The sequence below is a fragment of the Nakamurella flavida genome, from assembly GCF_030811475.1.
GTDB lineage: Bacteria > Actinomycetota > Actinomycetes > Mycobacteriales > Nakamurellaceae > Nakamurella > Nakamurella flavida.
In genome coordinates, this window is record NZ_JAUSQV010000001.1 from 503588 (window position 1) to 525747 (window position 22160).

Sequence of the window (22160 nt, forward strand, 5' to 3'; positions counted from 1 at the left end):
CCGGCGACCAGGGCGGTCGGTTTACCGACCAGATCGGTCGGTCGGGTGCGTCATAGAATCGGCAGGATCAGGTGCGACGGCCGTTCCGCGTCGTGGAACACCTCGAACGTGCACCGCACCCCGCCGGTGGCCGTCGCGAAGGGCTCCCCGGTGCCGTGGTTGCGGGCGAAGCGGGGGAAGGCGCCGCCGCTGACCTGGACCCGGAGCCGGTGCCCGGCGCCGACCCGGTAGGCGGTGGGGAACAGTTCGACGTCGACCGCCAGCACTCCGTCGGCACCGACCGTCACGTCCGTGGCCGGGACGGTGCGCGGGTCCAGGCGCCGGATGCCGTCGGTGATGTTGCGGGACACCCCGGCGGGGTCGACGTCGCACAGCCGGACGAACACGTCGGCGTGGGGGAGCGAGGTACGCGCGTAGACGCGGGCGCCGACCGGCCCCACGAGGTCCAGATCGGCGTCCAGCACAGGCCCGGTGAACACCAGAACGTCGTCCCGGGCTTCGACCGGCGCGTTGTCCGCCTGCTTGCCGGGGCCGGACAGCAGGGGACCGCCCACGGTCGGCGTGGGGTCGGCCGGGTCGTAGGTGAAGCGGTCGGCGTCCTCGTCGCCCGTCGGGGCCGCTCCGGACAGCTGTCCGGACGGGGCGAGGTACAGCGGCGTCGGGATGCGGTCGGCCGGCGGCCACAAGTCCAGACCCAACCAGCTGCCCGACTGCTGCAGGTGGATCCGCACGGGCGGGCCGCCCGGTGCGGGGCCGCCGCGCAGGTGGTGGTCGAGCCAGACCAGGTCGCTGTTCACGGCGGCCTTCAGCTCGGCCGGTTCGCCGTGCTGCCACGGGCCCACCACGAGTCGGGCCGGGACACCCGCGCGCTGCAGGGCGGTGAAGTCGTCGAGGTTGCCGGCCAGGAACAGGTCCCACCAGCCGGTCACCATGCTTACCGGCGGCATCCGCGCGACCTGGGCGGCGTGGTCGGCACCGGACCAGAAGTCGTCACCCGGTGCGGCGTGCCCGGCGAAGTCCCGCCAGAACGGCACCGGCGCCCCGGCCACCGCGACATCCGCCGCCTGCAGCGGCAGCCGGTCCAGGGCGCGGCGGAGCCGGTTCTGCTTCCCGGGGCGCAGGGCGTCGAGTCCTCCGCGCTCCTGTCGGCCGATGCCCGCCGACCAGCCCAGGGCGGTCTGCGTCGAGGGGGCGCCGCCGGGGTAGAAGATCCGCTGCGCGATGTCCGCCGAGGTGATGTGCGGGGACGCGCAGACCAGGGGCGGGTCGGCATAGGGAGCCACCGCCCACTGGGTGTGGCCGAAGTAGCTGCCGCCGACCATGGCGACCCGGCCGTCGCACCAGGGCTGCTCCCGCAGCCAGGCCAGCGTGGCCATGCCGTCCTCGTGCTCGGTGGTGAACGGTCGGAACTGACCGCCGGATCCGAAGGTGCCCCGGGTGGCCTGGATGAACACCTGGAAGCCGCGCCGGGCCAATGGTGCCGGGTAGACCTGCCCGAACGCTCCGGCCCGCCCGTACGGCAGGCGGATGAGCACCACCGGCATCGGCCCGCTCTGCCGCCGTGGGGCGTACCGGTCGCCGAGCAGGGTCACCCCGTCCGGCATCCGGACGGCGATGTCACGCTCGACGTCGTACCGGGTGGCGCGGGGCGAGCGACCGAGGGCGAGGTCCGCCGCGGCACCGATGAGCGTCCTGAGCACGGTCAACTCCTGCATCTTCGGTGGACCCGATCCATCACCCGGACGACAGCAGGATGCACGAGGGCCCCGGAGTGGATGCTCCGGGGCCGGTCGGCGTGCCGGTCGGGGCCGGCCTCGAAAGGGTCGGCCCGACAACCGGGTCAGAGGTTGAGGCTGGCCCGGAACGCGTTGAGCTCGACCTCGTGCTTCTCGCGGTCGGCGGGGTCCATGTCGTCCTCGTCGGTGCGCAGGGAAGCGGGGGCGGTGTTGCCCTCGTGCTCGTCGGCCTGGGTGGGCTTGTCGTCGGGCGTCGTCATGATGGCTCCTTCGATGGTGGTGCTGGATCCCCAGGCTACGAGGTCTGCCGACGGGCCCGGACCGTGCCGGCGCGCCGGTATCGGGCCGGTCGGCGGCGGAACGGGGAGTTCGGGCCGAGCCCGTGAGGATCAGGTGGATCGTGGTGTCCGAGGGGGGACTTGAACCCCCACGCCCTTGCGGGCACTAGCACCTCAAGCTAGCGCGTCTGCCATTCCGCCACCCGGACAGGTGTGCCACGGCCGTGTCGGCCGCGCTGGACGAGCTTACTCGATCCCCGGGGCCCGGCGTGCCACCGCGGACGTCCCGGCGATGACCACCATCGCCGCGCCGACGGGGGACGCGATGGTAGGAACAGGTATGCCTGCCGACCACCCCGCCACCGCCCCCGCCCGCAGCGCCGCCGAGAACGAGGTGGTGCAGCTGTGCAGCGAGCTCATCCGGTTCGAGTCGGTGAACACCGGAGATCCGGCGACCATCGGGGACGGGGAGGCGCGGGCCGCGCGCTATCTGCAGGACAAGCTGGAGGAGGTCGGGTACGAGACCACCTACCTGGAGGCCGCACCCGGCCGGGGCAACGTCATCTGCCGACTGGCCGGCGCCGACCGGAGCCGCGGTGCCCTGCTGGTGCACGGCCACGTCGACGTCGTCCCGGCCAACCCGGCCGAGTGGACCGTCGATCCGTTCTCCGGTGCCGTGCAGGACGGGTTCGTCTGGGGTCGTGGCGCCGTCGACATGAAGGGCATGGTCGCCATGTCCGTCGCGGTGGCCCGGCAGCTCAAGGCCGAGGGGGTGGTGCCGCCCCGGGACATCGTCTTCGCCTTCATGTCGGACGAGGAGGCCGGCAGCGCGTACGGCGCCCAGTGGCTCGTGGAGAACCACCCGCAGCTGTTCGACGGGGTCACCGAGGCCATCTCCGAGGTCGGCGGGTTCTCCGTCCCGCTCGACGACACCCGCCGCGCCTACCTGGTCGCCGCGGCCGAGAAGGGGGTCGCCTGGGCCACTCTCACCGCCGACGGCACCGCCGGGCACGGCTCGATGGTGCACGAGGACAACGCCGTCACCCGGGTGGCCGAGGCTGTGGCCCGGCTCGGTCGGCACGAGTTCCCCATCACCCGCACGGCCACCGTGGACGCGTTCCTGGCGCGCATCACCGAGCTCACCGGTCTGGAGTTCCCCGAGGACGACCTGCTGGGCGCCGTCGGCAAGCTCGGCCCGGTCGCCCGCATGGTCAACGCCACCCTGCGCAACACCGCGAACCCCACGATGCTGCAGGCCGGCTACAAGGCCAACGTCATCCCGTCCACCGCGCAGGCCACCGTCGACTGCCGGGTGCTGCCGGGCTCGCAGGACACCTTCCGCGAGCAGATCCAGGAGATCGTCGGGGACGGGATCACCATCGACTGGACGTGGCTCAAGCCGCTGGAGTACCCGTTCGAGGGGAGCCTGGTCGACGCGATGAGCGCCGCGCTGCGGGCCGAGGACCCGGACGGCCACCCGGTTCCCTACATGCTGTCCGGCGGCACCGACAACAAGGCCTTCGACGACCTCGGTATCGCCGGCTACGGCTTCTCACCCATGCGGCTGCCCGCCGATCTCGACTTCTCCGCCCTGTTCCACGGGGTGGACGAGCGGGTCCCGGTGGACTCCCTGATGTTCGGTACCCGGGTGCTGAACCGCCTGCTGCGGGCGGGCTGACCGGCTGCGGTCAGAGGCTCAGGCCGGGGAGGATCCCGGCGGACCGCTTGCGGCGCAACCACACCCGGCGGCTGCCGTCCGGGAAGCGCAGCACCCGGGACAGTTCCCAGCCGGAGAACTCGGCGCGGACGGCCAGCATGGTGGCGGCGGCCGCCCGGGACACCGTCGGGTCCAGGCGCAGGGCCTGGTACTCGAACTCCGGCCCGGCGGACGACGCGGTGCTCGGTGACGCTGACGTGACGATGACGCCCTCCTGACGCGCTCGTGGTGGCCGGCGGCGGGCCGTCCCGCAGGGGGAACGCCGCCGTGCCGGTCATTCTTCCGGCGGTTCCTCCATCTCGTCGAACGGCTCGTCCGGATCGCTGTCCGCATCGCCGTACCCGTCGGCGTCGACGGCATCCCCGGTGTCGACCGGGGGATGCCGCACCAGGGCGGCCAGCCGGGTGCGTCGGGGCACCGTGCCGATCTCGTGCACCGCGCGGGCCAGGGCCGGGCCGGCCGCGTGCACCACGGACAGGTGGATCCGGGCCCGGGTCAGCGCGGTGTAGAACAGCGGCCGGGACAGCATCGAGCCCGCCTCCGGCGGGACCACCGCGACCACCGCCTCCCACTCCGATCCCTGAGCGCGGTGCACGGTGATCGCCCACCCGTGCAGCAGGTCGTTCAGGGCCTTGCCGCTGATCTCGGCCTCGCCGCCGGTGAACGCCACGCGGACGCCGTCCCCGGTGGACACCACCGTCCCGACCTCGCCGTTCGCGTAACCCACCGGTTCGGCCTCGGGATGGTTCGCGGTGGCCACCACCCGGTCACCCTTCTGGAACCCGCGCACGGCATGACCGGCCTCGGCGGGCGGGTTGAGCCTGGCCTTCAGGGCGACGTTCAGCGCCTGCGTGCCGGCCGGACCGCGGTGCACCGGGGTGACCACCTGCACCTGGTCGCCGCTCACCCCGAACACCCGGGGGATCGAGTCGGTGACCAGCTGGGCGACCCGGTGGGCGGCCTCGGCCGAGCCGCGCGCCGGCACGAGCACCACCTCGCGGTCGGGGTCGTCGATGACCGGCAGTTCGCCGTCGCGCACGGCGGTGGCCAGCCGCGCGATCGCGCCGCCCTCGCTCTGCCGGTAGAGCGTCCGCAGCTCGGTCACCGGGAACACCCCGGAGTCGAGCAGGTCGCCGAGTACCCGGCCCGGCCCGATGGACGGCAACTGGGCCGGATCGCCGACCAGGAGCAGGTGGGTGCCGTCCGACAGGGCGTCGATCAGGGCGGCGGCCAGCTCCACGTCCAGCATCGACGCCTCGTCCACCACCACGAGATCGGCCTCGACGGGGTCGTCCGCGGTGTGCTCGAACATCGCGGACGCGGCGCCGGCGGCGCGGCGGGCACCGAGCAACCGGTGCACGGTGGTGGCCGGTGCCCCGGTCAGCTCCTCCAGCCGCTTGGCCGCGCGACCGGTCGGTGCGGCCAGCGCGACGGTGGCCGAGACCGCCTGGGCCAGGGCGACGACGGCGGACACCGTCCGGCTCTTCCCGGTGCCGGGACCGCCGGTGAGCAGGCTGACCCCGGCGCCGGCGACCTGGGTCACCGCGCCGGCCTGCACCGCGTCCAGCTCGCCGACCACCCGCTTGACCGCACGGGCACCGGCCAGCGACGTCGCCGTGCGCTGGAGACGCAGCAGCCCCAGGGCGATGTCGTCCTCGGCCGCCGCCAGCACGGACCGGGCCAGCCAGGTGTCCTGCGCGTCCGGCTCGCCGGCCCGGGCCGGATCAGTCACCCGGTCCACGGCCCCGGCGTCCGCGGCGGCGGCCACCGCCGAGGCCGCCTCGACCCCGAACGGTCGGAGCGCCTGGGCGACGAGGTCGGCCGGCGCGGCCGTGTGCCCGTCACGGGCGAAGCGGGCCAATGTCCAGTCGACCAGGGCCTTCCCCCGGCGCGCGTCCTCCCGGGAGACCTCGGGCTGGACGGAGCGGGCGAGCTGGTCGGCCTGGTTCACGGTGGCGTCCGGCAGGGCCAGCAGCCGCCAGGGATCGGTCCGCAGCACGCCGGCGGCGTCGTCGCCCAGGGCCTCGATGAGCCGCCCGGCCCAGCGCACCGGCAGGTCCAACGGGACGAGCAGTTCGGCCACCGCGTAGGTCTGGCCCGCGCTGATCCACGAGGTGTACAGCCGGTCGGCCCGACGATCGGTCACCCGGGGCAGCGTGCGCAGTCGCTGGGCGGTGACGGCGGCGGGGGAGGTGATGCCGGCCTCGGCGAACTGGGCGGCCAGGGCCTGCCCGACACCGGGCCACAGGCCGTTCGCGCAGAACTCGGCGAAGACGGCGGTCTGGTCGGGCACGTCCGGACCCTACCGGCGCACCGGCCCCGTCCCGGGCCGATGGGGACAGCTCAGATCGGAGCGTCGAACGGGTCGCTGACCTCGTCCAGGGCGGCCCGGATCTCCGCGGGCAGGATCAGCTCCTCGGCGGCCAGTGCGGCGGTCAACTGCCCCGCATCCCGGGCACCCAGCACCACCGAGGCGATCCCGGGCCGGTCCCGCGCCCACGCGCAGGCCACCGCGAGCGGCGTGCAGCCCAGCCCCTGGGCGGCGGTCACCGTGGCCTCGACGATCCGCGCCGCCCGCTCGGTGCGGTGCTTGCCGACGTACCGGGCGAAGTGGGCGGAGGCCCCGCGGGAGTCCGGGGGAGTGCCGTGCCGGTACTTCCCGGTCAGCACCCCGCGACCCAGCGGTGCCCAGCCGAGCACGCCCCAGTCGTGCACGGCCGCCGCGGGCAGGATCGCGTCCTCCGCCGACCGTTCCACCAGCGAGTACTCGACCTCCAGGGACACCACGCGGTACCGGCCGGTGCCCAGGTGGGCGGACAGCGTGGCGGCCTGCCAGGCGTTCTGCCCGGAGAGCCCGATGTAGCCGGCGCGACCGGAGTCCACCGCGATCTGCAGGGCGGTGGCCGTCTCCTCGTAGGGGACGCCGGTGTCGAAGCCGTGCACCTGCCAGAGGTCGACGTGATCGGTGCCCAGCCGGACGAGGGTGGCGTCCAGCGCGTCGAGCAGGGCCCGACGGCCGCCGCCGACGCCCACCGTGGTCGTGCCGAGCACGATCGACGAGCGCGGCACCACGACGGGGACGAGCGAGCCGAGCATCTCCTCGGCCTTGCCGTCGCCGTAGACGTTGGACGTGTCGACGAAAGTGCCTCCGGCGGTGACGAACGACTCCAGCTGGGCCGCGGCGGCCTCGGCGTCGGTGTCCCGGCCCCAGGTCATGGTGCCCAGGCCGAGCCGGGAGACCCGCAACCCGCTCCGCCCCACCCGGCGTCCGTCCATGGCCGCCAACCTACGGCCCGGCCCTGCTTCACCCCCGGGGGACTCGCCCGGCTGTACCGTCGGCCCGCGCCCGGACCGGGCTCGACCGGGAACGATCGTGACCGCAGGGAGATGCCACGTGCGACTGGGAGTGGGCATCGGCTACGCCACCACCGCCGCCGAGCTGGCCGACAACCTGGCCCTCGCGCAGGCCGCCGACGAGTTCGGCTACGCCACCGTCTGGGCCGCCGAGGCCTACGGAAGCGACGCGGTCAGCGTGCTCACCGCGGTGGCCGCCCGCACCCGCCGGATCGGCATCGGGTCGGCCGTCCTCCAGATCCCCGGTCGCACCCCCGCGATGACCGCGATGACGGCGGCCACCCTGGACGCGTTGTCCGACGGGCGGTTCTCGCTCGGACTGGGCGTCTCCGGCGCGCAGGTGTCGGAGGGCTGGCACGGCGTCCGGTACGCCGACCCCATCGGCCGGACCCGGGAGTACATCGGCATCGTCCGGCAGGCGTTGGGTCGCCGGCGGGTCGTCGCGGACGGCGAGCACTTCACGCTCCCGCTGCCCGACGGCCCCGGCAAGTCGCTGCTGCTGTCCCTGCGCCCCGTGCGCCCCGAGGTGCCCGTCTACCTGGCCGCCCTGGGCCCGGCCAACCTCGCGCTCACCGGGGAGATCGCGGACGGCTGGCTGGGCCTGTTCGTCGACCCCGCGCACGCCGCGGCCCCCGGCGGCGCCGTCCACGCCATCCGTGCCGCCGCGGCCGCCGCCGGCCGACCCCCGGGTGCGGTCGACCTGTGCGCACAGGTCTCCGTCGCACTCGGCCCGGACGTCGCGACCGCCGCGGACCGCGTCCGGGGACACGCCGCGCTCTACCTCGGGGGCATGGGCTCGCGGACCGGCAACGTCTACGCCCGGCTGGCCGCGACCATGGGTCACGGGGATGCGGTGGCCACCGTGCAGGACCGGTACCTGAGCCGTGACCACGCCGGTGCGGCGGCTGCCGTCCCGCTGGAGTTCCTCCGCTCGACCAGCCTGCTCGGCCCACCCGGGGAGATCGGCGAGCGGCTCCTGGCCTACCGGGACGCCGGCATCGACGAGGTCACCCTGGGCGTGTTCGACGCCGATCCCGCCGCCCGCATCACCACCCTGAGAACCGTGCTGGAGACAGCCGAACGAGTCGGAGTCCTGGCGTGACGATCTTCCAAGCGATCATCCTGGGCATCGTGGAGGGCCTCACCGAGTTCCTCCCGGTGTCCTCGACGGGGCACCAGACCGTGGTGGCCAAGATGATGGGGCTGACCATCGACGACCCGTCGATCACCTCGTTCATCGCCGTCATCCAGGTCGGCGCCATCGCGGCGTTGATCCTCTACCTGCGCAGGGACATCGTCCGGCTCGCCGTCGCCTGGTTCCGCGGCCTGCGCGACCCGGCGGCCCGGCGGGTGGACGACTACCGGATGGCCTGGCTGACGATCATCGGGTCGGTGCCGATCGTGCTGGTCGGGTTGTTCGCCCGCGATCTGATCAAGGGACCGCTGCGGTCGCTCTGGGTGGTGGCCGCGGGGCTCATCGTCTGGGGCTTCGTGATGCTCGTCGCCGAGGCGGTGGCCAAGCAGAACCGCCGCGAGCAGGACCTCACCCTGCGCGACGTCGTGATCATCGGCGTCGCGCAGACCCTCGCGCTGATCCCGGGTGTCTCGCGGTCCGGCGCGACGATCTCGGCCGGTCTGATGCTCGGCTACAAGCGGGCCGAGGTGACCCGGCTGGGGTTCCTGCTCGGCATCCCGGCCCTGGCCGGCGCGGCCGTCCTGGAGACACCGGAGGCACTGAGCGGGGGAGTCGGTCTCGTGCCGACGTTGGTCGGCACGGTGGTCAGCTTCGTCGTCGCCTACTTCACCGTCGGCTGGATGCTCCGCTTCGTCTCCCGGCACACCATCCGGGTGTTCGTCTGGTACCGCTGGGCACTGGGTGTCGGCCTGATCATCGCCCTGTCCACCGGGGCCCTGGCCGCGACCTGAGCCGCGGGCGGGCACACTGGCCCCGTGAGTGCACCCCAGACGACCCCCGCCACCCCCGCCGGTGACCCGCCCGCGGCTGCACCCCCGGTGATCACCACCGTCATCCTCATCCGGCACGGCCGCTCGACCGCCAACACCGCGGGCATCCTGGCCGGGCGCAGCGCCGGGGTGAACCTCGACGACACCGGCACCGCGCAGGCCGCCGCGGTGGCCGGCCGGCTCGCCGGGGTGCGGGTCGACGCCCTGGTCAGCTCCCCGATGGACCGCTGCCGGCAGACCCTGGCCCCGCTGGCCGAGGCGCTCGGCCTCCCCGTGCAGATCGACGACCGGCTCGCCGAGGTCGACTACGGCTCCTGGACCGGCCGGGCCCTGAAGGACCTGGGTGACGAGCCGCTCTGGCGCACCGTCCAGCAACACCCGTCCGCGGCGGTCTTCCCGGACGGGGAGGGACTCGCCCAGGTCTCCGCCCGCACCGTTGCCGCCGTCCGCGACTGGGCCCTGGGTGACCCGGACCGGCCCGCGGCCGACGACTCCCCGGTCGTCCCGGGTCCCGACGCCCCGCTGATGTCCGGGGCGGCCGCCCGCGCGGCCGCCGTCCCCGGTCAGGGCCGGTGCCTGGTGGTCTGCTCGCACGGCGACGTGATCAAGGCGATCCTGGCCGACGCGCTGGGCATGCACCTGGACGCGTTCCAGCGCATCGTGGTCAACCCGGCCTCGGTGTCGGTGATCCGGTACACCCCGCTGCGCCCGTTCGTCGAGCGGGTCAACGACACCGGTGACCTCGGCTTCCTGCGGCCGCCGCCGCCCGAACCGGTCGCGGCGGGCGGTCAGGACTCGGAACCGGCGGTGGCCGACCCGTCCGACGCGGTGCCCGGGGGGACGACCCGGTGACCGGGCGCACCCACCCACGGCACCACGACGATCCGATCCGATGGTTAGGCTGAGAGAGTCATGGCCCGTCAGGTTCACATCTTCCGTTCCCCCGAGCGATTCCTCGCCGGGACCATCGGCCAACCCGGAGAACGTGAGTTCTACCTCCAGGTGGTCGACGGTCGCCGCGTGCTCTCCGTCTCCTGCGAGAAGCAGCAGGTCGCCGTCCTCGCCGACCGGTTGGGCACGCTGATCACCGAGGTCGGCAAGCGCTTCGGCGCCCAGGTCGACCCGGTCGCCGGCGCCGATGCCACCGCCGCGATGCTCAGCACCCCGGTCGACGCCGAGTTCCGGGTGGGCACCATGGGCCTGGCCTGGGACGGCGAAGGCTCCCAGGTCATCGTCGAGCTGCTCGCGATCTCCGAGGAGGAGGTCGGTGAGGACGTCGTGCTGGAGGACCGGGAGGACGGCCCGGACGCCCTGCGGGTCTTCCTGTCCCTCGCCGAGGCGCAGCAGTTCGCCGACCTGGCCGGGCGCCTCGTCGCGGCCGGCCGCCCGCCGTGCCCGCTGTGCGCGAACCCGCTCGATCCGGAGGGGCACATCTGCCCCCGACTGAACGGGTACCACCGCGGTGTCCTCGGCTGACCCGACACCTGCCGACGCGAACGGCCCGGGGGACGAGGAAGACCTCGGCGACGAGGGCACCTACTCCGACGAGCCGGTCGAGATCACCGTCCACGCGCCCGATCTCGACCCGGAGGTCGTCCGGATCGTGCTCACCGAGGGTGAGATTGAGGTCGACGGCCGGATGTCCGACGCGTCCAACCTGACCCTGCTGGGGCAGGCCGAGCTCAACGGCGTCTCCGTGCCCTGCATCTACAAGCCAACCCGCGGCGAGCGGCCGCTGTGGGACTTCCCGGACGGCACCCTGGCCGAGCGGGAGTACGCCTCCTACCTGATCTCCGCGGCGGCCGGCTGGCACTGCGTGCCGCTGACCCTGCTGCGTCCCGGCCCGTTCGGTAGCGGCATGGTCCAGCAGTGGATCCCAGACGCCGACCCGGACGACATCGTGGATCTCGTCCCCGCCGGCCGGATGCCCGCCGGCTGGCTCCCCGTCCTGCGGGCCCGGGACAACGACGGCGATCCCGTCGTGCTGGCCCATGCCGACGTCGACGGGCTGGCCCTGCTGGCCGGGTTCGACCTCGTCGTCAACAACGCCGACCGCAAGGGCGCGCACATCCTGCCGCTGCCCGACGGGCGGGTGCTCGGCGTGGACCACGGACTGTGTCTGCACCACGAGGACAAGCTCCGCACCATCCTCTGGGGGTGGGCCGGTCGGGATCTCCCGGAACCGGTGCTGGCCGGTGTGCACGCGCTGCGCGAACAGCTCACCGGTGAGCTGGGTCGCGAGCTCGACGGCCTGATCACCCGGGGCGAGAAGCGTGCACTGGGACGGCGTCTCGCCGCCCTGGTGGACAACCCGGTGTTCCCGCACGCCCCGCAGAACCGCTCGCCGATCCCGTGGCCGCCCCTGTGACGCCGCCGCGCCGGGGTCCGCTGGACCTCGCCGGACGGGCCGCGTTCGGCGCCGTCCGCACCCTCACCCGCACCGCGACCGCGGCCGCCGCCGACCTGACGAGCGGGGTCGCCCGGCTGGGGGAGGCCGCCGCCGATCTGGTCGGCGGAGAACGCACCGGACCGGCCACCCTGCGCGTCCGGGTGTTGATCCTGTCCGACGAGGGCGGCACCGCCCTGACCACGCCCGCCGCCGTGCAGCCGTCCCTGGACCGGGCGGACGAGGTGCTCCGCGAGGTCGGGATCCGGGTGCGGGTCACCGCGGTCGACACGATCACCGAGCCCGCTCCCACCCCGGCGCTGGACCCCCGGGCGAACCGGGCCCTGCTGCTCGACGACGTCCTGGGCCGCACCGAGTTCTACCGCCGGCACCTCGCCGTCCCGGCCAAGGAGATCACCCTGGTGGGCGCCCCGGTCACCGTGATCGTGGTGCGCGACATCGCCGGCTTCACCACGGGCTGTTCGCTGGGCATCAATGCCGACTGGGTGATCGCCCAGGCGCCGCTGTTCGACGCCGGACGACCGGACGCCTACGACGAGACCGTGCTCGTCCACGAACTCGGCCACGCCCTCAACCTGCCGCACCACCGCGACGTGCAGAACCTCATGTTCCCGTCGTCCTCGCCGCCCGATCGCGTGCGCGGGAGCGATCTGCGGCCGTGGCAGGGCGCCGTCCTGCAGGCCAACCGCCACGTCCTGCCGGGCGTCCGCGAGTCCGGTGTCGGGCCGTCCGCGTCGCGTCACGAGGAGTAGTCCACCGGCGCAGTAGGCTCGCGTCGTGCTGTCCTGGAACCCGCCCTCCGTCCCGTCCGTCCCGGGTTCCCCGGTCACCCTGAACCTGTACGACCATGCGCGGGATGCGGTGTGCGCCACCGCACCCGGCCCGACCGCGACGATGTACGTCTGCGGCATCACCCCGTACGACGCCACCCACCTCGGCCACGCCGCGACCTACCTCGCGTTCGACCTCGTGCACCGCATGTGGCTCGACGCCGGCCACCAGGTCGACTACGCGCAGAACATCACCGACATCGACGACCCGCTGCTGGAGCGGGCCGAGCGCGACGGGGTGCCGTGGCGCAAGCTCGCCGACCGGGAGATCCAGCTCTTCCGCGACGACATGGTCGGGCTGCGCGTCATCCCGCCGAAGCACTACGTCGGCGCCGTGGAGGCGATGGACGAGATCTCCGCCGCCGTCGACACCCTGCTGCGCTCCGGGGCCGCCTACCGGCTCGACGGCGACGAGTACCCCGACGTCTACTACGACCTGACCGCCGCCCCCCGGTTCGGGTACGAGTCCCGCTACGACCTGCCGACCATGCTGGCCCTGTCCGCCGAGCGCGGCGGCGACCCCGACCGCGCCGGGAAGCGTGCGCCGCTGGATCCGCTGCTGTGGCGGGTGGAGCGGCCCGGCGAGCCGGCCTGGGAGTCACCGGTCGGCCGGGGCCGGCCCGGCTGGCACGTCGAGTGCGCGGTGATCGCGGGCAACTACCTCGGCGACACCATCGATCTGCAGGGCGGGGGCAGCGATCTCGTCTTCCCGCACCACGAGTGCTCCGCCGCGCACGCGGAGACCCTGACCGGCGAGCACCCGTTCGCCCACCACTACTCGCACGCGGCGATGATCGGCCTGGCCGGCGAGAAGATGTCGAAGTCCCGCGGCAACCTGGTCTTCGTCTCCCGGCTCCGGGCGCACGGGGTCGACCAGGTCGCCCTGCGGGCTGCGCTGATCAGCGGGCACTACCGCGTGGACCGCGACTGGTCCGACGAGCTGCTCGTGCAGGCCCAGGAACGGGTCGCCCGCTGGCGGTCCGCCGCCACCCGTACCGGGGGCGGGGCCGAGGCCGTGGTGGCCGAGCTGCGCGCCGCGCTGGCCGACGACCTCGACACCCCGCGCGCACTGGCGGTTCTCGACCGGTGGGCCGCCGACGACGCGCTGGACGGCGACCTCGTCGCCACCGCTGCCGACGCCCTGCTGGGGCTCGACCTGCGCTGAGCCGCAAGGCAGCGCAGCGCTCGGCGGACCCACCGACGGGACGCCGTCGGTCTGCGGCGCTATCGTCCCGTCATGACGACGCCCCGCGTGACGGCACCCGAACCGCCGGCCGACGGCAGCCGACCGACGGGGCCGGCCTCGTACTTCGCCGGCATCGAGAAGACCCATGGCCGGCCGATCCAGGAGTGGCTGGACCTCGCCGCCGAGAGGCTGGCCGTCGAGCCCCACATGGCCGTGGTGTCCTGGCTGAAGAGCGAACACGGGATGGGTCACGGCCACGCCAACGCGGTCGTGGCCTACGTGCGCAGCTCTCTCGCCTGATCGGCGAGCCGGCGCCCGGTCAGCGCGGTGCGTGTGGACGGTCGCGCGCGGGCGAACGGGATCAGCGGCGCCCGTCGGGACGGGGCCCGCGCCGGCGGAGATAGCGCTCGAACTCGGCGGCGATGGACTCGCCGGACGCGGGCTCGAGCGGCGGCTCGTCGGCCTCCTCGCGTTCCTCCAGCGACCGGATGTACTCGGTGATCTCCTCGTCCTCGGCGGCGATCTGGGAGACCTCCGCCTCCCACTCGGTGGCCTGCTCCGGCAACGCACCCAGCGGCACCTCGACGTCGAGGATCTCCTCGACCCGGTGCAGCAGGGCCAGCGTCGCCTTCGGCGAGGGCGCCTGCGAGACGTAGTGCGGCACGGAGGCCCAGAACGACACCGCGGGGATGCCGGCCTGTACGCACAGATCCTGGAAGACACCCGAGATGCCCGTCGGACCCTCGTAGGTGGACCGGGTCAGGCCCAGCCGCTCGGCGGTGGCCTCGTCGTGCGCGGACCCGGTGACCTGGACGGGTCGGGTGTGCGGCACGTCGGCCAGCAGTGCCCCCAGGCTGATCACGGTGGTCACGTTGTGGTCGGTCACGACCTGCAGCAGCTCCGCGCAGAACGCCTTCCACCGGAAGTTCGGCTCGATGCCGTGCACGAGGATCACGTCGCAGGCGGCCTGCGGCAGTCGACACACCGACATCCGGGTGGTGGGCCACTCGATGGTCCGGGTCACCCCGTCCACCAGCTTCACCGTCGGTCGGGAGACCTGGAAGTCGTAGTAGCCCTCGGGATCCAGTTCGCCCAGGGGAACCGCGTCCCAGGTCAGCGAGAGTTGTTCGACCGCGGAGGTCGCCGCGTCCCCCGCGTCGTTCCACCCTTCGAACGCGGCGATCATCACCGGATTCCGCAGTGCAGGAGCCTCACTCACCCGACCAGCCTACGTCGGGCGGGTCGGGCCCTCGGTCACCCCGCGACCCGGCGACCCGGGCGGGGGACCCGATCGGCCACCGGGCCCCCACTAGGCTGGGCGGGTGAGCTGCCTGACGACGTCCGCCGACCCGACGTCCCCGATCCGCGGATGAGCCGCGACCCCGGGCGTGTCCCGCTGCGGGCGGTGCTCTTCGACATGGACGGCACGCTCACCGACTCGGAGAAGCTCTGGACGATCGCCCTCGAGCGGTTGGCCGTGGAGCTGGGCGGGACGATGTCCGCGCAGGCCCGGGCGGCGATGGTCGGCAAACCCATCGGGCCGGCCATCGCGCTGCTGCACGCCGATCTGGGCATCGAGCGCGACGCGGCCGCGTCCACCGCCCGCTTGATGGAGTTGACCGGGGAGGTGTTCCGGGCCGGCATGCCGTGGCGGCCGGGCGCCCGCGAGCTGCTCGCCGACGTCCGGGCCGCCGGGTTGGCCACCGCGCTGGTCACCGCGACCTACCGCTCGCTCGTCGAGATCGCGTTGGAGACCCTGGGTCGGGACAACTTCGACGTCACCGTCTGCGGGGACGAGGTCGCCCGGGGCAAGCCGCACCCGGACCCGTACCTGCGGGCCATGGAACTGCTCGACGTGGCCGCCCCGAACAGCCTGGCCGTGGAGGATTCGCCCACCGGCACCCGGGCCGCCGAACTTGCCGGCGTTGCCGTTCTCGTCGTGCCCTCCGAGGTGCCGGTGCCACCGGGACCGGCCCGGGCCTTCGCCCCGACCCTGGTCTCCATGACGGCCGGGTCGCTGCGGACCATCCACGCCGAGTTCGGCGCCGGGGACTGGGTCGGGGTGCAGTCCTGATGCACCGATTGCTCACCGCGCACGGCGACGCCCCGGCCGACACCGTGTGGATCCGGTACGTCGAACCCGCCCGCTGGCCCGGATGGTCGCCGCAGATCCGGCGGGCCGAGAGCTCCGACCCGGTACTGCGATCCGGCAGCACCGGCCGGGTGTTCAGCCTGCCGGGGGTCTCGTTCCCCTTCACGGTGCTGTCCGTGGACGACGACCGCCGCCGCTGGGCCTGGAAGGTGCACCTGCCGCTGGGCGTCGTCCTCACCCTGGACCATCTGGTGCAGCCGGACGGCGACGGCAGCCGGACCGCCCTGCGGGTGCACGGTCCGGCGCCGCTCGTCCTGGCCTACGCTCCGCTCGCGCAGATCGCGCTCAACCGGCTCGTCCGCCGCTGAGCGCGGCCGGACTCAGGGCGCCCGGGAGCCCCGTTCGTCCTCCTGCTCGACCAGCGCCTCCAGATCGGACAGCCGGGTCAACCCCATCAGCGGCTGCTTCATCCGGAAGTTGCCGGACAGACCGTCCCGGTGCCGGTTCAGGAACCACCAGTACCCCGCGGTGAACGGGCAGGCCTTCTCGCCGACCCGGACCGTGGGGGAGTAGGCGCAGGGCTTGCAGTAGTCGCTCATCCGGTTGATGTACGCGCCGCCGCCCGCATACGGCTTGGTGGTGATCCGCCCGCCGTCCGCGTACTGCGACATGCCCACCACATTGGGCACCATCACCCAGTCGTACCCGTCCACGAACGCCCGGTGGAACCAGTCGGTGAGCTGATCGGGGCGCCAGCCGCGCTGCAGGCCATAGTTGCCCAGCACCATCAGCCGCGGGATGTGGTGCACCCAGCCGTGCTGCCGGACGTCGCGCAGGATCGAGGACAGGCACCGGGCCTGCACGGCGTCGGCGTCCAGATCCGCGAACCAGGCCGGCAGCGGTTCACGGGCCTGCAGCTCGTTGCCGTGCCGGTAGTCGTCCCCCAGGTGCCAGTACAGGTTCCACATGTAGTCGCGCCAGCCGATCACCTGCCGGACGAAGCCCTCCACCGCCTCGATCGGCGCGTCGCCGGCGCGGTAGGCCTGCTCGGCGGTGTGCACCACGTCCACCGGATCCAGCAGACCCAGGTTGAGCGAGGAGGACAGCAGGGAGTGCGCCATCCACGGGTCGTCGGCGAGCATCGCGTCCTCGTACCGGCCGAACGCGGACAACCGCCCGTCCAGGAAACGGCCCAGGGCGCTCTGCGCCTCGGCGGCGGTGGCCGGGAACAGTCGGGGCCCGTCGTCTCCGATGAAGGTGACGTCGCCGTCGGCCGCCCAGCGATCCAGGTCGGCACGCACCTCGGCGTCGATCTCGTCCTCCTCGGGCCACCACGGCGGCGGCACGTCCAGCACGCCGGCGCCGTCGCGCTGCACCCGCTCCGCCGGCTTCGGCGGGCCGCCGCGATTCTCGGCGTCGAAGTTCCACCGACCCTGCACCGGGTCGTCGCCGTCCATCAGCACACCCAGCCGCTTGCGGGCGAGCCGGTAGAAGTCCTCCATGAGCAGGGACTTCGACTTCCGCCCGCCGGCCCAGTCGGTGAACTCGTCCCGGGAGGTGGCGAATCCCCGGGCGGGCAGCATCCGGACGTCGTCGAGTCGCTCGACGAGCCGCACGGCGGCGAACGACGTCGGCTGGCACACCGAGAGGTCGACCCCGTCGGCCTGCGCGGCGGTGACGGCCTCGGCGTACGTGTCGGCCCTGACGTAGGTGCAGCGGTCACCGAGCTCGGCGGCCCGGTGCCGCATGGCCGACAGCACCAGATGGGCCTTCTGGCGGTGGAACCGCCGCCGGGCGAAGACCCGCCGGGACTCGATCATCAGGACCGGCTGGTCGGCGGCGTCCAGGAAGTGCGGTCCCAGTTGGTCGCCGAACAGCCAGCGGGTGCCCGGATCGGCGCTCGCGACCTGACCACTCACGACTCGAGGCGCTCGGCGGCGACCAGGGCGAGCAGGGACAACGCCGCCCACCCTCCGGTGACGGCGAGGATCTTCCCCTTCGGCGCGGGGGCCGGGAGTGTCGAGGCCAGGACGATGCCGTCGCCGAGATCGAAGACGACACGGGCGGCGGTGGCGATCCGTCGGGCGCGGGGGGTGGAGGCGGCGGCGAGGACGGACCCGCTGACGACGTCTCGGACACCCAGGACCCGGCCGACGGTGCGCAGGCGCCGGGCGATGATCGGGTGCGTACCCGCCATCCTCGTCTGCTTCGCGAGCAGGTCGGGCTTCAGGAGCTCGAGGACTCCGTAGGCGGCGGTCAGGGATCCCACGACGGTGGTGGACACAGGCATGCTCCGATCATCACCCATGACCGGATCGGGCCTGGTGGCGGGCCCGATCCGGAGGCGGGTCGGCGGGCGGGGTCAGCCGACCGGGGCGATCACCGCGGCGGTGTTGGCGGGCAGGGTGACCGACGAGCCCTGCACGCTGATGGCGTCGTCGGTGGCCAGCAGGAGGTCGCCCGCCGGTGCCCGCAGCGGCACGGTCCGGGTCGAGGTGCTCAGGTTGACCGCGATCCGCACCCCGGACCGGTCGATGACCAGCCAGCGTTGGTCGTCGTCCCACTGCGCGCTGACCTCGGTGAACCGCGGATCGGTGAGCTCCGGGCGGGCCCGGCGGAGGGCGGCCAGCCGGCGGTAGAGGTCGAGCAGGTCGGCATGGCCGGGCTCGGTGGTCTCCGACCAGTTCAGCTTCGAGCGGGTGAAGGTCTCCGGGTCCTGGGGGTTGGGCACCGTGTCCGGGTCCCAGCCCATCTCGGCGAACTCGGCGAGTCGGCCCTTGGCGGTGGCCTCGCCCAGTTCGGGCTCGGGGTGGGAGGTGAAGAACTGCCACGGGGTGGACGCCGCCCACTCCTCGCCCATGAAGAGCATCGGGGTGAACGGGCCGGTGAGGACGAGCACGGCACCGACGAAGAGGTCGGAGGAGGTCAGCTTGTCGCTGATCCGGTCACCCGCCGCGCGGTTGCCGATCTGGTCGTGGTCCTGCAGGTAGCCGACGAACCGCCAGGCCTGCAGGGTGGACGGGTCGATCCGGCGGCCGTGCTTGCGCCCCCGGAAGCTGGACCAGGTCCCGTTGTGGAAGAAGCCCTCGGTCACCACCTTGGCGATGGCCTCCATGGACCCGAAATCGCTGTAGTAGCCGACCGTCTCACCGGTGAGGGCGACGTGCAGGACGTGGTGGAAGTCGTCGTTCCACTGCGCGGTGAGCCCGTAGCCGCCGGCCTCGCGGGGGGTGATGAGCTTGGGGTCGTTCAGGTCCGACTCGGCGATCAGCGTGAGCGGGCGGCCGAGGTGGGCGGACAGCGCAGCCACCTCCTGCGCCATCTCCTCGAGCAGGTGGACCGCCGAGTGGTCCTGCAGCGCGTGCACGGCGTCCAGTCGGAGGCCGTCGACGTGGTGGTCGCGCAGCCACATCGTGACGTTGTCCAGGATGAATCGGCGCACCTCGCCGGAGTCGGGACCGTCCAGGTTCACCGAGTCGCCCCAGGTGTTCCCGCGGCCGTCGTCGTGCAGGTAGGGGCCGTAGGACGGGAGGTAGTTCCCGCTCGCGCCCAGGTGGTTGTAGACCACGTCCTGGATGACGCCGAGACCGGCGGCGTGGCAGGCGTCGACGAACCGCTGGTAGCCGGCCGGGCCGCCGTACTGCTCCTGCACGGCGAACCAGAGAACCCCGTCGTAGCCCCAGTTGTGCTCGCCGTTGAATGCGTTGACGGGCAGGATCTCCACCAGGGTCACCCCGAGCCCGACGAGGTGGTCGAGCTTGTCGATGGCCGCGTCGAAGGTGCCCTGCGGGGTGAAGGTGCCGATGTGCATCTCGTAGATCAGCCCGCCGGCCAGCTGCCGCCCGGTCCAGGCGGTGTCCTGCCACGCATGCGCGGCCGGGTCGTAGGTGCGGGACAGCTGGTGCACGCCCGCCGGTTGCCGCCGCGAGCGCGGATCCGGCAGGACGGTGTCGGCGTCGTCGAGCCGGAACCCGTAGTCGACCTCAGCCCCGTCGGCGACCACGTCGGCACCCACCTGCGCCGCCCACCACCCGTCGGCCGAACCGGTCATGGGGACCTCGTGGCGGGCGCCGTCCACGGTCGCCCCGTCCAGGACGAGGGTGACGGTGTCGGCCCGGGGGGCCCACACGCGGAACGGTCGGGACATGGTGCTCCTTCGGAACTGCCGGACCCTTGCAGGCGGCGGGTTGACGGGCGGCGGGATGACGGACGGGTGGCGGGGAGGGGTCAGCGCTCGGTGGGGGCGAGCAGGGCCACCGGGTAGTGCGCGAAGAGCTCGCCCACCTCGGTGGTTCCCCCGGCCAGCTCCCGACCGGTGAGCACGTCGGTCAGGTCCGCCGACAGCTCGACGGTGGTGCCGGACCACCCGCCGACCCGCTCCAGTCCGACCGGCAACCGGGTGGCCAGGGTGATCGCGCCACCGCGGTCGAAGCCGAGCAGGTGATCGGCGGCCGGGCCCGACGCGGTGATCGGGGTGTACCCGGTGAACAGCTCGGGGCGGTCCCGACGCAGGTGCAGGGCCCGGGTGGTGACCAGGAGCTTGGCCGCGCCCTCCTCGTCGACGGGGGGCACCCAGCCGCCGTCGATCCGGGTGAGCAGCTCGGCGCGCAGTGGGTGGTCCACCGGGCGCCGGTTGTCCGGATCGACCAGCGACCGCTCCCACAGCTCACTGCCCTGGTAGACGTCCGGCACACCGGTCGAGGTGAGCTGGACGAGTTTGGCGGTCAGCCCGTTGACCCGCCCGGGACCGGCGAGCCGGTCGACCGTGCGCAGCACCGCGGCGTGCAGCCGCGGGTGGTCGTAGATCGCGTCGACCAGGGCGTGCATGGTCTTCTCGAAGTCCTCGTCGCCGTCGATCCACGCGGTGGAGTTGCCGGCCTCGCGGGAGGCCTTCTCCGCGTAGGCGTGCAGGCGCTCGCGCTCGATCGGCCAGGCGCCGACCGCCGCCTGGAAGAGCAGGTTGGCGAGCGGGCCGTCGGCCAGGGGTGCCCAGGCCAGCCACTGCCGGACGTCGGCGCTCCAGTCGGCGGCGATCTCGGCGACCACAGAGATCCGTGCCCGGGTGTCCTCACTGCGCTTGGTGTCGTGGGTGGTCATCGTGGTCATCGCGTACGGGCTGCGCCGGCCGCGCTCGATCTGCACCCGGTGGAACTCCTGCGGGGGCAGGGAGAACTCGGCCGGGTCGGCGCCCACCTCGGTAAGGGAGGTGAGCCGGGTCCACCGGTAGAAGGCGCAGTCCTCCACACCCTTGGCCATGACCATGCCGGAGGTCTGCTGAAAGCGGGTGCTGAACTCGGTGCCGATCTCCCGGAGCCGCTCGGACACCTGTCGCAGCGTGTCGGCCAGATCTGGGCGAGTGGCGGTGGCGAAGGCCAGCGCCTCGTCCAGGTACTGCTCGCCCAGCGGCAGGTAGGTGCGGTAGACGCTGAACGAGGACAACAGCTCGGCGATCGCGTCGTCGGCCCCCTCGATGTCCGGCACCAGGCGCGCGAGGCGCAGGACCTCCGAGCGCAGGATGCCGTCGGCGACCGCACGCTTGGTGCTGCGGGTCATCCGGCCCCAGTCGACGACCAGGCCGCCGCGCAGATCGGTGTCCAGCAGGTCCAGCGCCTCCTGACCGGCCGGGTCGACGAGCACCCGGTCCAGCGCGGCCAGTGCCTCGTAGCCGGTGGTGCCGGCGGTGGCCCAGGAGGCCGGGACGGTCTCGTCGCCCTCGATGATCTTCTCGACCAGCACGTACCGGCCCCCGGTCAGCTGGGCCAGACGGTCCAGGTAGGCACCCGGGTCGTACAGGCCGTCCGGGTGGTCGATGCGCAGCCCGTCGATAAGGCCCTCGTCGATCCACCGCTTGATCTCGGCGTGCGACTCGTCGAACACGGCGGGCAGTTCGACCCGGATCCCGGCGAGGGTGGTCACCGCGAAGAACCGACGGTAGTTCAGCTCGGCGTCGGCCCGGCGCCAGCTGACCAGCTCGTAGGCCTGCCGGTCGTGCACCTGCTTCGCCGTCCCGCCGCCGGTCCCGGCCGCGATGGGGTAGCGGTTGTCGTAGTAGTGCAGCTCCCCGTCCTTGACCACGAGCTCGTCCAGCTCGTCCGGGCCGTCGCCGAGGACGGGCAGCCGGAGCCGCCCGTCGCCGGCAGCCCAGTCGATGTCGAACGCTTCGGCGTACCGGGACCCCCGACCGTGGGTCAGCACGTCCCACCACCACACCGACTGCGCGGCGGTGGCCACGCCGACGTGGTTGGGGACGATGTCCGCGAGCACGCCGAGACCGGCCGCGTGCGCCGCCTGCGCCACGGCCGCCAACCCGGCCGACCCGCCCCGGGACACGTCGACCCGGGAGTGGTCGGTGACGTCGTAGCCGTGCTCCGAGCCCTCCTCCGCCTGCAGGATCGGCGACAGGTAGACCCAGTCGGCACCGAGGCGGGCGATCTGCGGCACCAGGGCGGCCGCGGCGTGCAGATCGAACGACTCGGTGATCTGCAACCGGTAGGTGGACACAGGGATCTTCATGGCGGGACCACCTCTCCCGCCGGCGCGCTGCAGCGCCGGCGGGTCGGACTGAACGGAGCGGATCGGCAGGGAGTGGCGGGTC

General features: G+C 73.2%; 21 protein-coding genes and 1 tRNA gene. 11 read left to right on the top strand and 11 right to left on the bottom strand.

Going from position 1 to position 22160, the window contains the following annotated elements:
* Nucleotides 1-50: 50 nt before the first annotated feature.
* From J2S58_RS02215 to J2S58_RS02225, 3 genes are all read right to left on the bottom strand, one after another.
* Complete coding sequence (locus tag J2S58_RS02215) at nucleotides 51-1715, bottom strand: CocE/NonD family hydrolase (protein ID WP_205255379.1); 1665 nt, start codon at nucleotides 1713-1715, stop codon at nucleotides 51-53.
* Nucleotides 1716-1840: 125 nt separating this feature from the next.
* Nucleotides 1841-1996: a hypothetical protein gene (locus tag J2S58_RS02220; RefSeq protein ID WP_205255380.1), complete on the bottom strand. Its 156-nt coding sequence runs from the start codon at nucleotides 1994-1996 to the stop codon at nucleotides 1841-1843.
* 141 nt (nucleotides 1997-2137) lie between these two features.
* Nucleotides 2138-2223, bottom strand: a tRNA-Leu gene (locus J2S58_RS02225).
* 131 nt (nucleotides 2224-2354) lie between these two features.
* On the opposite strand from J2S58_RS02225, the gene J2S58_RS02230 reads away from it, so the two are divergent.
* Nucleotides 2355-3692 carry a M20/M25/M40 family metallo-hydrolase gene (locus tag J2S58_RS02230; protein WP_205255429.1) on the top strand — a complete coding sequence of 446 codons (1338 nt, stop codon included), beginning with the start codon at nucleotides 2355-2357 and terminating at the stop codon, nucleotides 3690-3692.
* Between the two features lie 10 nt (nucleotides 3693-3702).
* Here J2S58_RS02230 and J2S58_RS02235 read toward each other — a convergent pair whose 3' ends face one another.
* From J2S58_RS02235 to J2S58_RS02245, 3 genes are all read right to left on the bottom strand, one after another.
* Nucleotides 3703-3936, bottom strand: a complete 234-nt coding sequence (locus J2S58_RS02235) for a DUF5703 family protein (RefSeq protein WP_205255430.1) — start codon at nucleotides 3934-3936, stop codon at nucleotides 3703-3705.
* A gap of 69 nt (nucleotides 3937-4005) precedes the next feature.
* Entirely contained in the window at nucleotides 4006-6024 is a 2019-nt protein-coding gene (locus tag J2S58_RS02240; RefSeq protein ID WP_205255381.1) for an AAA family ATPase, read from the bottom strand.
* A gap of 50 nt (nucleotides 6025-6074) precedes the next feature.
* Nucleotides 6075-7007 carry an aldo/keto reductase gene (locus tag J2S58_RS02245; RefSeq protein ID WP_205255382.1) on the bottom strand — a complete coding sequence of 311 codons (933 nt, stop codon included), beginning with the start codon at nucleotides 7005-7007 and terminating at the stop codon, nucleotides 6075-6077.
* 118 nt (nucleotides 7008-7125) lie between these two features.
* Between J2S58_RS02245 and J2S58_RS02250 the strand changes: the two genes are divergently transcribed.
* The 8 genes from J2S58_RS02250 to J2S58_RS02285 all read left to right on the top strand — a co-directional run bounded on the left by J2S58_RS02250 (nucleotide 7126) and on the right by J2S58_RS02285 (nucleotide 13773).
* Entirely contained in the window at nucleotides 7126-8187 is a 1062-nt protein-coding gene (locus tag J2S58_RS02250) for an LLM class flavin-dependent oxidoreductase (protein WP_205255383.1), read from the top strand.
* A complete protein-coding gene (locus J2S58_RS02255; RefSeq protein ID WP_205255384.1) occupies nucleotides 8184-9011 on the top strand; it encodes an undecaprenyl-diphosphate phosphatase in 828 nt (275 codons plus the stop codon). The genes J2S58_RS02250 and J2S58_RS02255 overlap by 4 nt, the downstream gene beginning before the upstream one ends.
* A 90-nt stretch (nucleotides 9012-9101) precedes the next feature.
* Nucleotides 9102-9902, top strand: coding sequence for a histidine phosphatase family protein (locus J2S58_RS02260; RefSeq protein ID WP_344469975.1), 801 nt, complete (start codon nucleotides 9102-9104; stop codon nucleotides 9900-9902).
* Between the two features lie 60 nt (nucleotides 9903-9962).
* Nucleotides 9963-10526, top strand: coding sequence for a DUF3090 domain-containing protein (locus tag J2S58_RS02265; protein WP_205255385.1), 564 nt, complete (start codon nucleotides 9963-9965; stop codon nucleotides 10524-10526).
* Nucleotides 10513-11418, top strand: a complete 906-nt coding sequence (locus J2S58_RS02270; RefSeq protein WP_306826259.1) for an SCO1664 family protein — start codon at nucleotides 10513-10515, stop codon at nucleotides 11416-11418. The genes J2S58_RS02265 and J2S58_RS02270 overlap by 14 nt, the downstream gene beginning before the upstream one ends.
* On the top strand, nucleotides 11403-12209 hold the full coding sequence (locus J2S58_RS02275; RefSeq protein ID WP_205255386.1) for a M10 family metallopeptidase domain-containing protein: 807 nt from the start codon (nucleotides 11403-11405) through the stop codon (nucleotides 12207-12209). The genes J2S58_RS02270 and J2S58_RS02275 overlap by 16 nt, the downstream gene beginning before the upstream one ends.
* A 25-nt stretch (nucleotides 12210-12234) precedes the next feature.
* Nucleotides 12235-13452 (top strand): cysteine--1-D-myo-inosityl 2-amino-2-deoxy-alpha-D-glucopyranoside ligase, encoded by a 1218-nt coding sequence (gene mshC / locus J2S58_RS02280; RefSeq protein ID WP_205255387.1) that lies wholly within the window; start codon nucleotides 12235-12237, stop codon nucleotides 13450-13452.
* 72 nt (nucleotides 13453-13524) lie between these two features.
* Entirely contained in the window at nucleotides 13525-13773 is a 249-nt protein-coding gene (locus J2S58_RS02285; protein WP_205255388.1) for a DUF4287 domain-containing protein, read from the top strand.
* A 61-nt stretch (nucleotides 13774-13834) separates the two neighbouring features.
* Here J2S58_RS02285 and J2S58_RS02290 read toward each other — a convergent pair whose 3' ends face one another.
* A complete protein-coding gene (locus J2S58_RS02290) occupies nucleotides 13835-14659 on the bottom strand; it encodes a PAC2 family protein (protein ID WP_205255432.1) in 825 nt (274 codons plus the stop codon).
* 219 nt (nucleotides 14660-14878) lie between these two features.
* Between J2S58_RS02290 and J2S58_RS02295 the strand changes: the two genes are divergently transcribed.
* Nucleotides 14879-15547, top strand: a complete 669-nt coding sequence (locus J2S58_RS02295) for an HAD family hydrolase (RefSeq protein ID WP_370881848.1) — start codon at nucleotides 14879-14881, stop codon at nucleotides 15545-15547.
* Nucleotides 15547-15933, top strand: coding sequence for an SRPBCC family protein (locus tag J2S58_RS02300; RefSeq protein ID WP_205255389.1), 387 nt, complete (start codon nucleotides 15547-15549; stop codon nucleotides 15931-15933). The genes J2S58_RS02295 and J2S58_RS02300 overlap by 1 nt, the downstream gene beginning before the upstream one ends.
* Before the next feature lie 12 nt (nucleotides 15934-15945).
* Here the strand turns inward: J2S58_RS02300 and J2S58_RS02305 are convergent, their stop codons facing one another.
* The 4 genes from J2S58_RS02305 to treY form a co-directional block, all read right to left on the bottom strand.
* A complete protein-coding gene (locus tag J2S58_RS02305; RefSeq protein WP_205255390.1) occupies nucleotides 15946-17484 on the bottom strand; it encodes a cryptochrome/photolyase family protein in 1539 nt (512 codons plus the stop codon).
* Entirely contained in the window at nucleotides 17481-17855 is a 375-nt protein-coding gene (locus tag J2S58_RS02310; RefSeq protein ID WP_205255391.1) for a hypothetical protein, read from the bottom strand. The genes J2S58_RS02305 and J2S58_RS02310 overlap by 4 nt, the downstream gene beginning before the upstream one ends.
* A gap of 72 nt (nucleotides 17856-17927) precedes the next feature.
* Entirely contained in the window at nucleotides 17928-19712 is a 1785-nt protein-coding gene (treZ, locus tag J2S58_RS02315; protein ID WP_205255392.1) for a malto-oligosyltrehalose trehalohydrolase, read from the bottom strand.
* Nucleotides 19713-19792: 80 nt separating this feature from the next.
* On the bottom strand, nucleotides 19793-22078 hold the full coding sequence (treY, locus tag J2S58_RS02320) for a malto-oligosyltrehalose synthase (protein ID WP_205255393.1): 2286 nt from the start codon (nucleotides 22076-22078) through the stop codon (nucleotides 19793-19795).
* Nucleotides 22079-22160: the final 82 nt, after the last annotated feature.

Bases quoted from the DNA above. Each gene is read 5' to 3' on its own strand.
- J2S58_RS02215 (WP_205255379.1), bottom strand. From the start codon at position 1,715: ATGCAGGAGTTGACCGTGCTCAGGACGCTCATCGGTGCCGCGGCGGAC.
- J2S58_RS02220 (WP_205255380.1), bottom strand. From the start codon at position 1,996: ATGACGACGCCCGACGACAAGCCCACCCAGGCCGACGAGCACGAGGGC.
- J2S58_RS02230 (WP_205255429.1), top strand. From the start codon at position 2,355: ATGCCTGCCGACCACCCCGCCACCGCCCCCGCCCGCAGCGCCGCCGAG.
- J2S58_RS02245 (WP_205255382.1), bottom strand. From the start codon at position 7,007: ATGGACGGACGCCGGGTGGGGCGGAGCGGGTTGCGGGTCTCCCGGCTC.
- J2S58_RS02265 (WP_205255385.1), top strand. From the start codon at position 9,963: ATGGCCCGTCAGGTTCACATCTTCCGTTCCCCCGAGCGATTCCTCGCC.
- J2S58_RS02285 (WP_205255388.1), top strand. From the start codon at position 13,525: ATGACGACGCCCCGCGTGACGGCACCCGAACCGCCGGCCGACGGCAGC.
- J2S58_RS02290 (WP_205255432.1), bottom strand. From the start codon at position 14,659: ATGATCGCCGCGTTCGAAGGGTGGAACGACGCGGGGGACGCGGCGACC.
- J2S58_RS02300 (WP_205255389.1), top strand. From the start codon at position 15,547: ATGCACCGATTGCTCACCGCGCACGGCGACGCCCCGGCCGACACCGTG.
- J2S58_RS02310 (WP_205255391.1), bottom strand. From the start codon at position 17,855: ATGCCTGTGTCCACCACCGTCGTGGGATCCCTGACCGCCGCCTACGGA.
- treZ (WP_205255392.1), bottom strand. From the start codon at position 19,712: ATGTCCCGACCGTTCCGCGTGTGGGCCCCCCGGGCCGACACCGTCACC.
- treY (WP_205255393.1), bottom strand. From the start codon at position 22,078: ATGAAGATCCCTGTGTCCACCTACCGGTTGCAGATCACCGAGTCGTTC.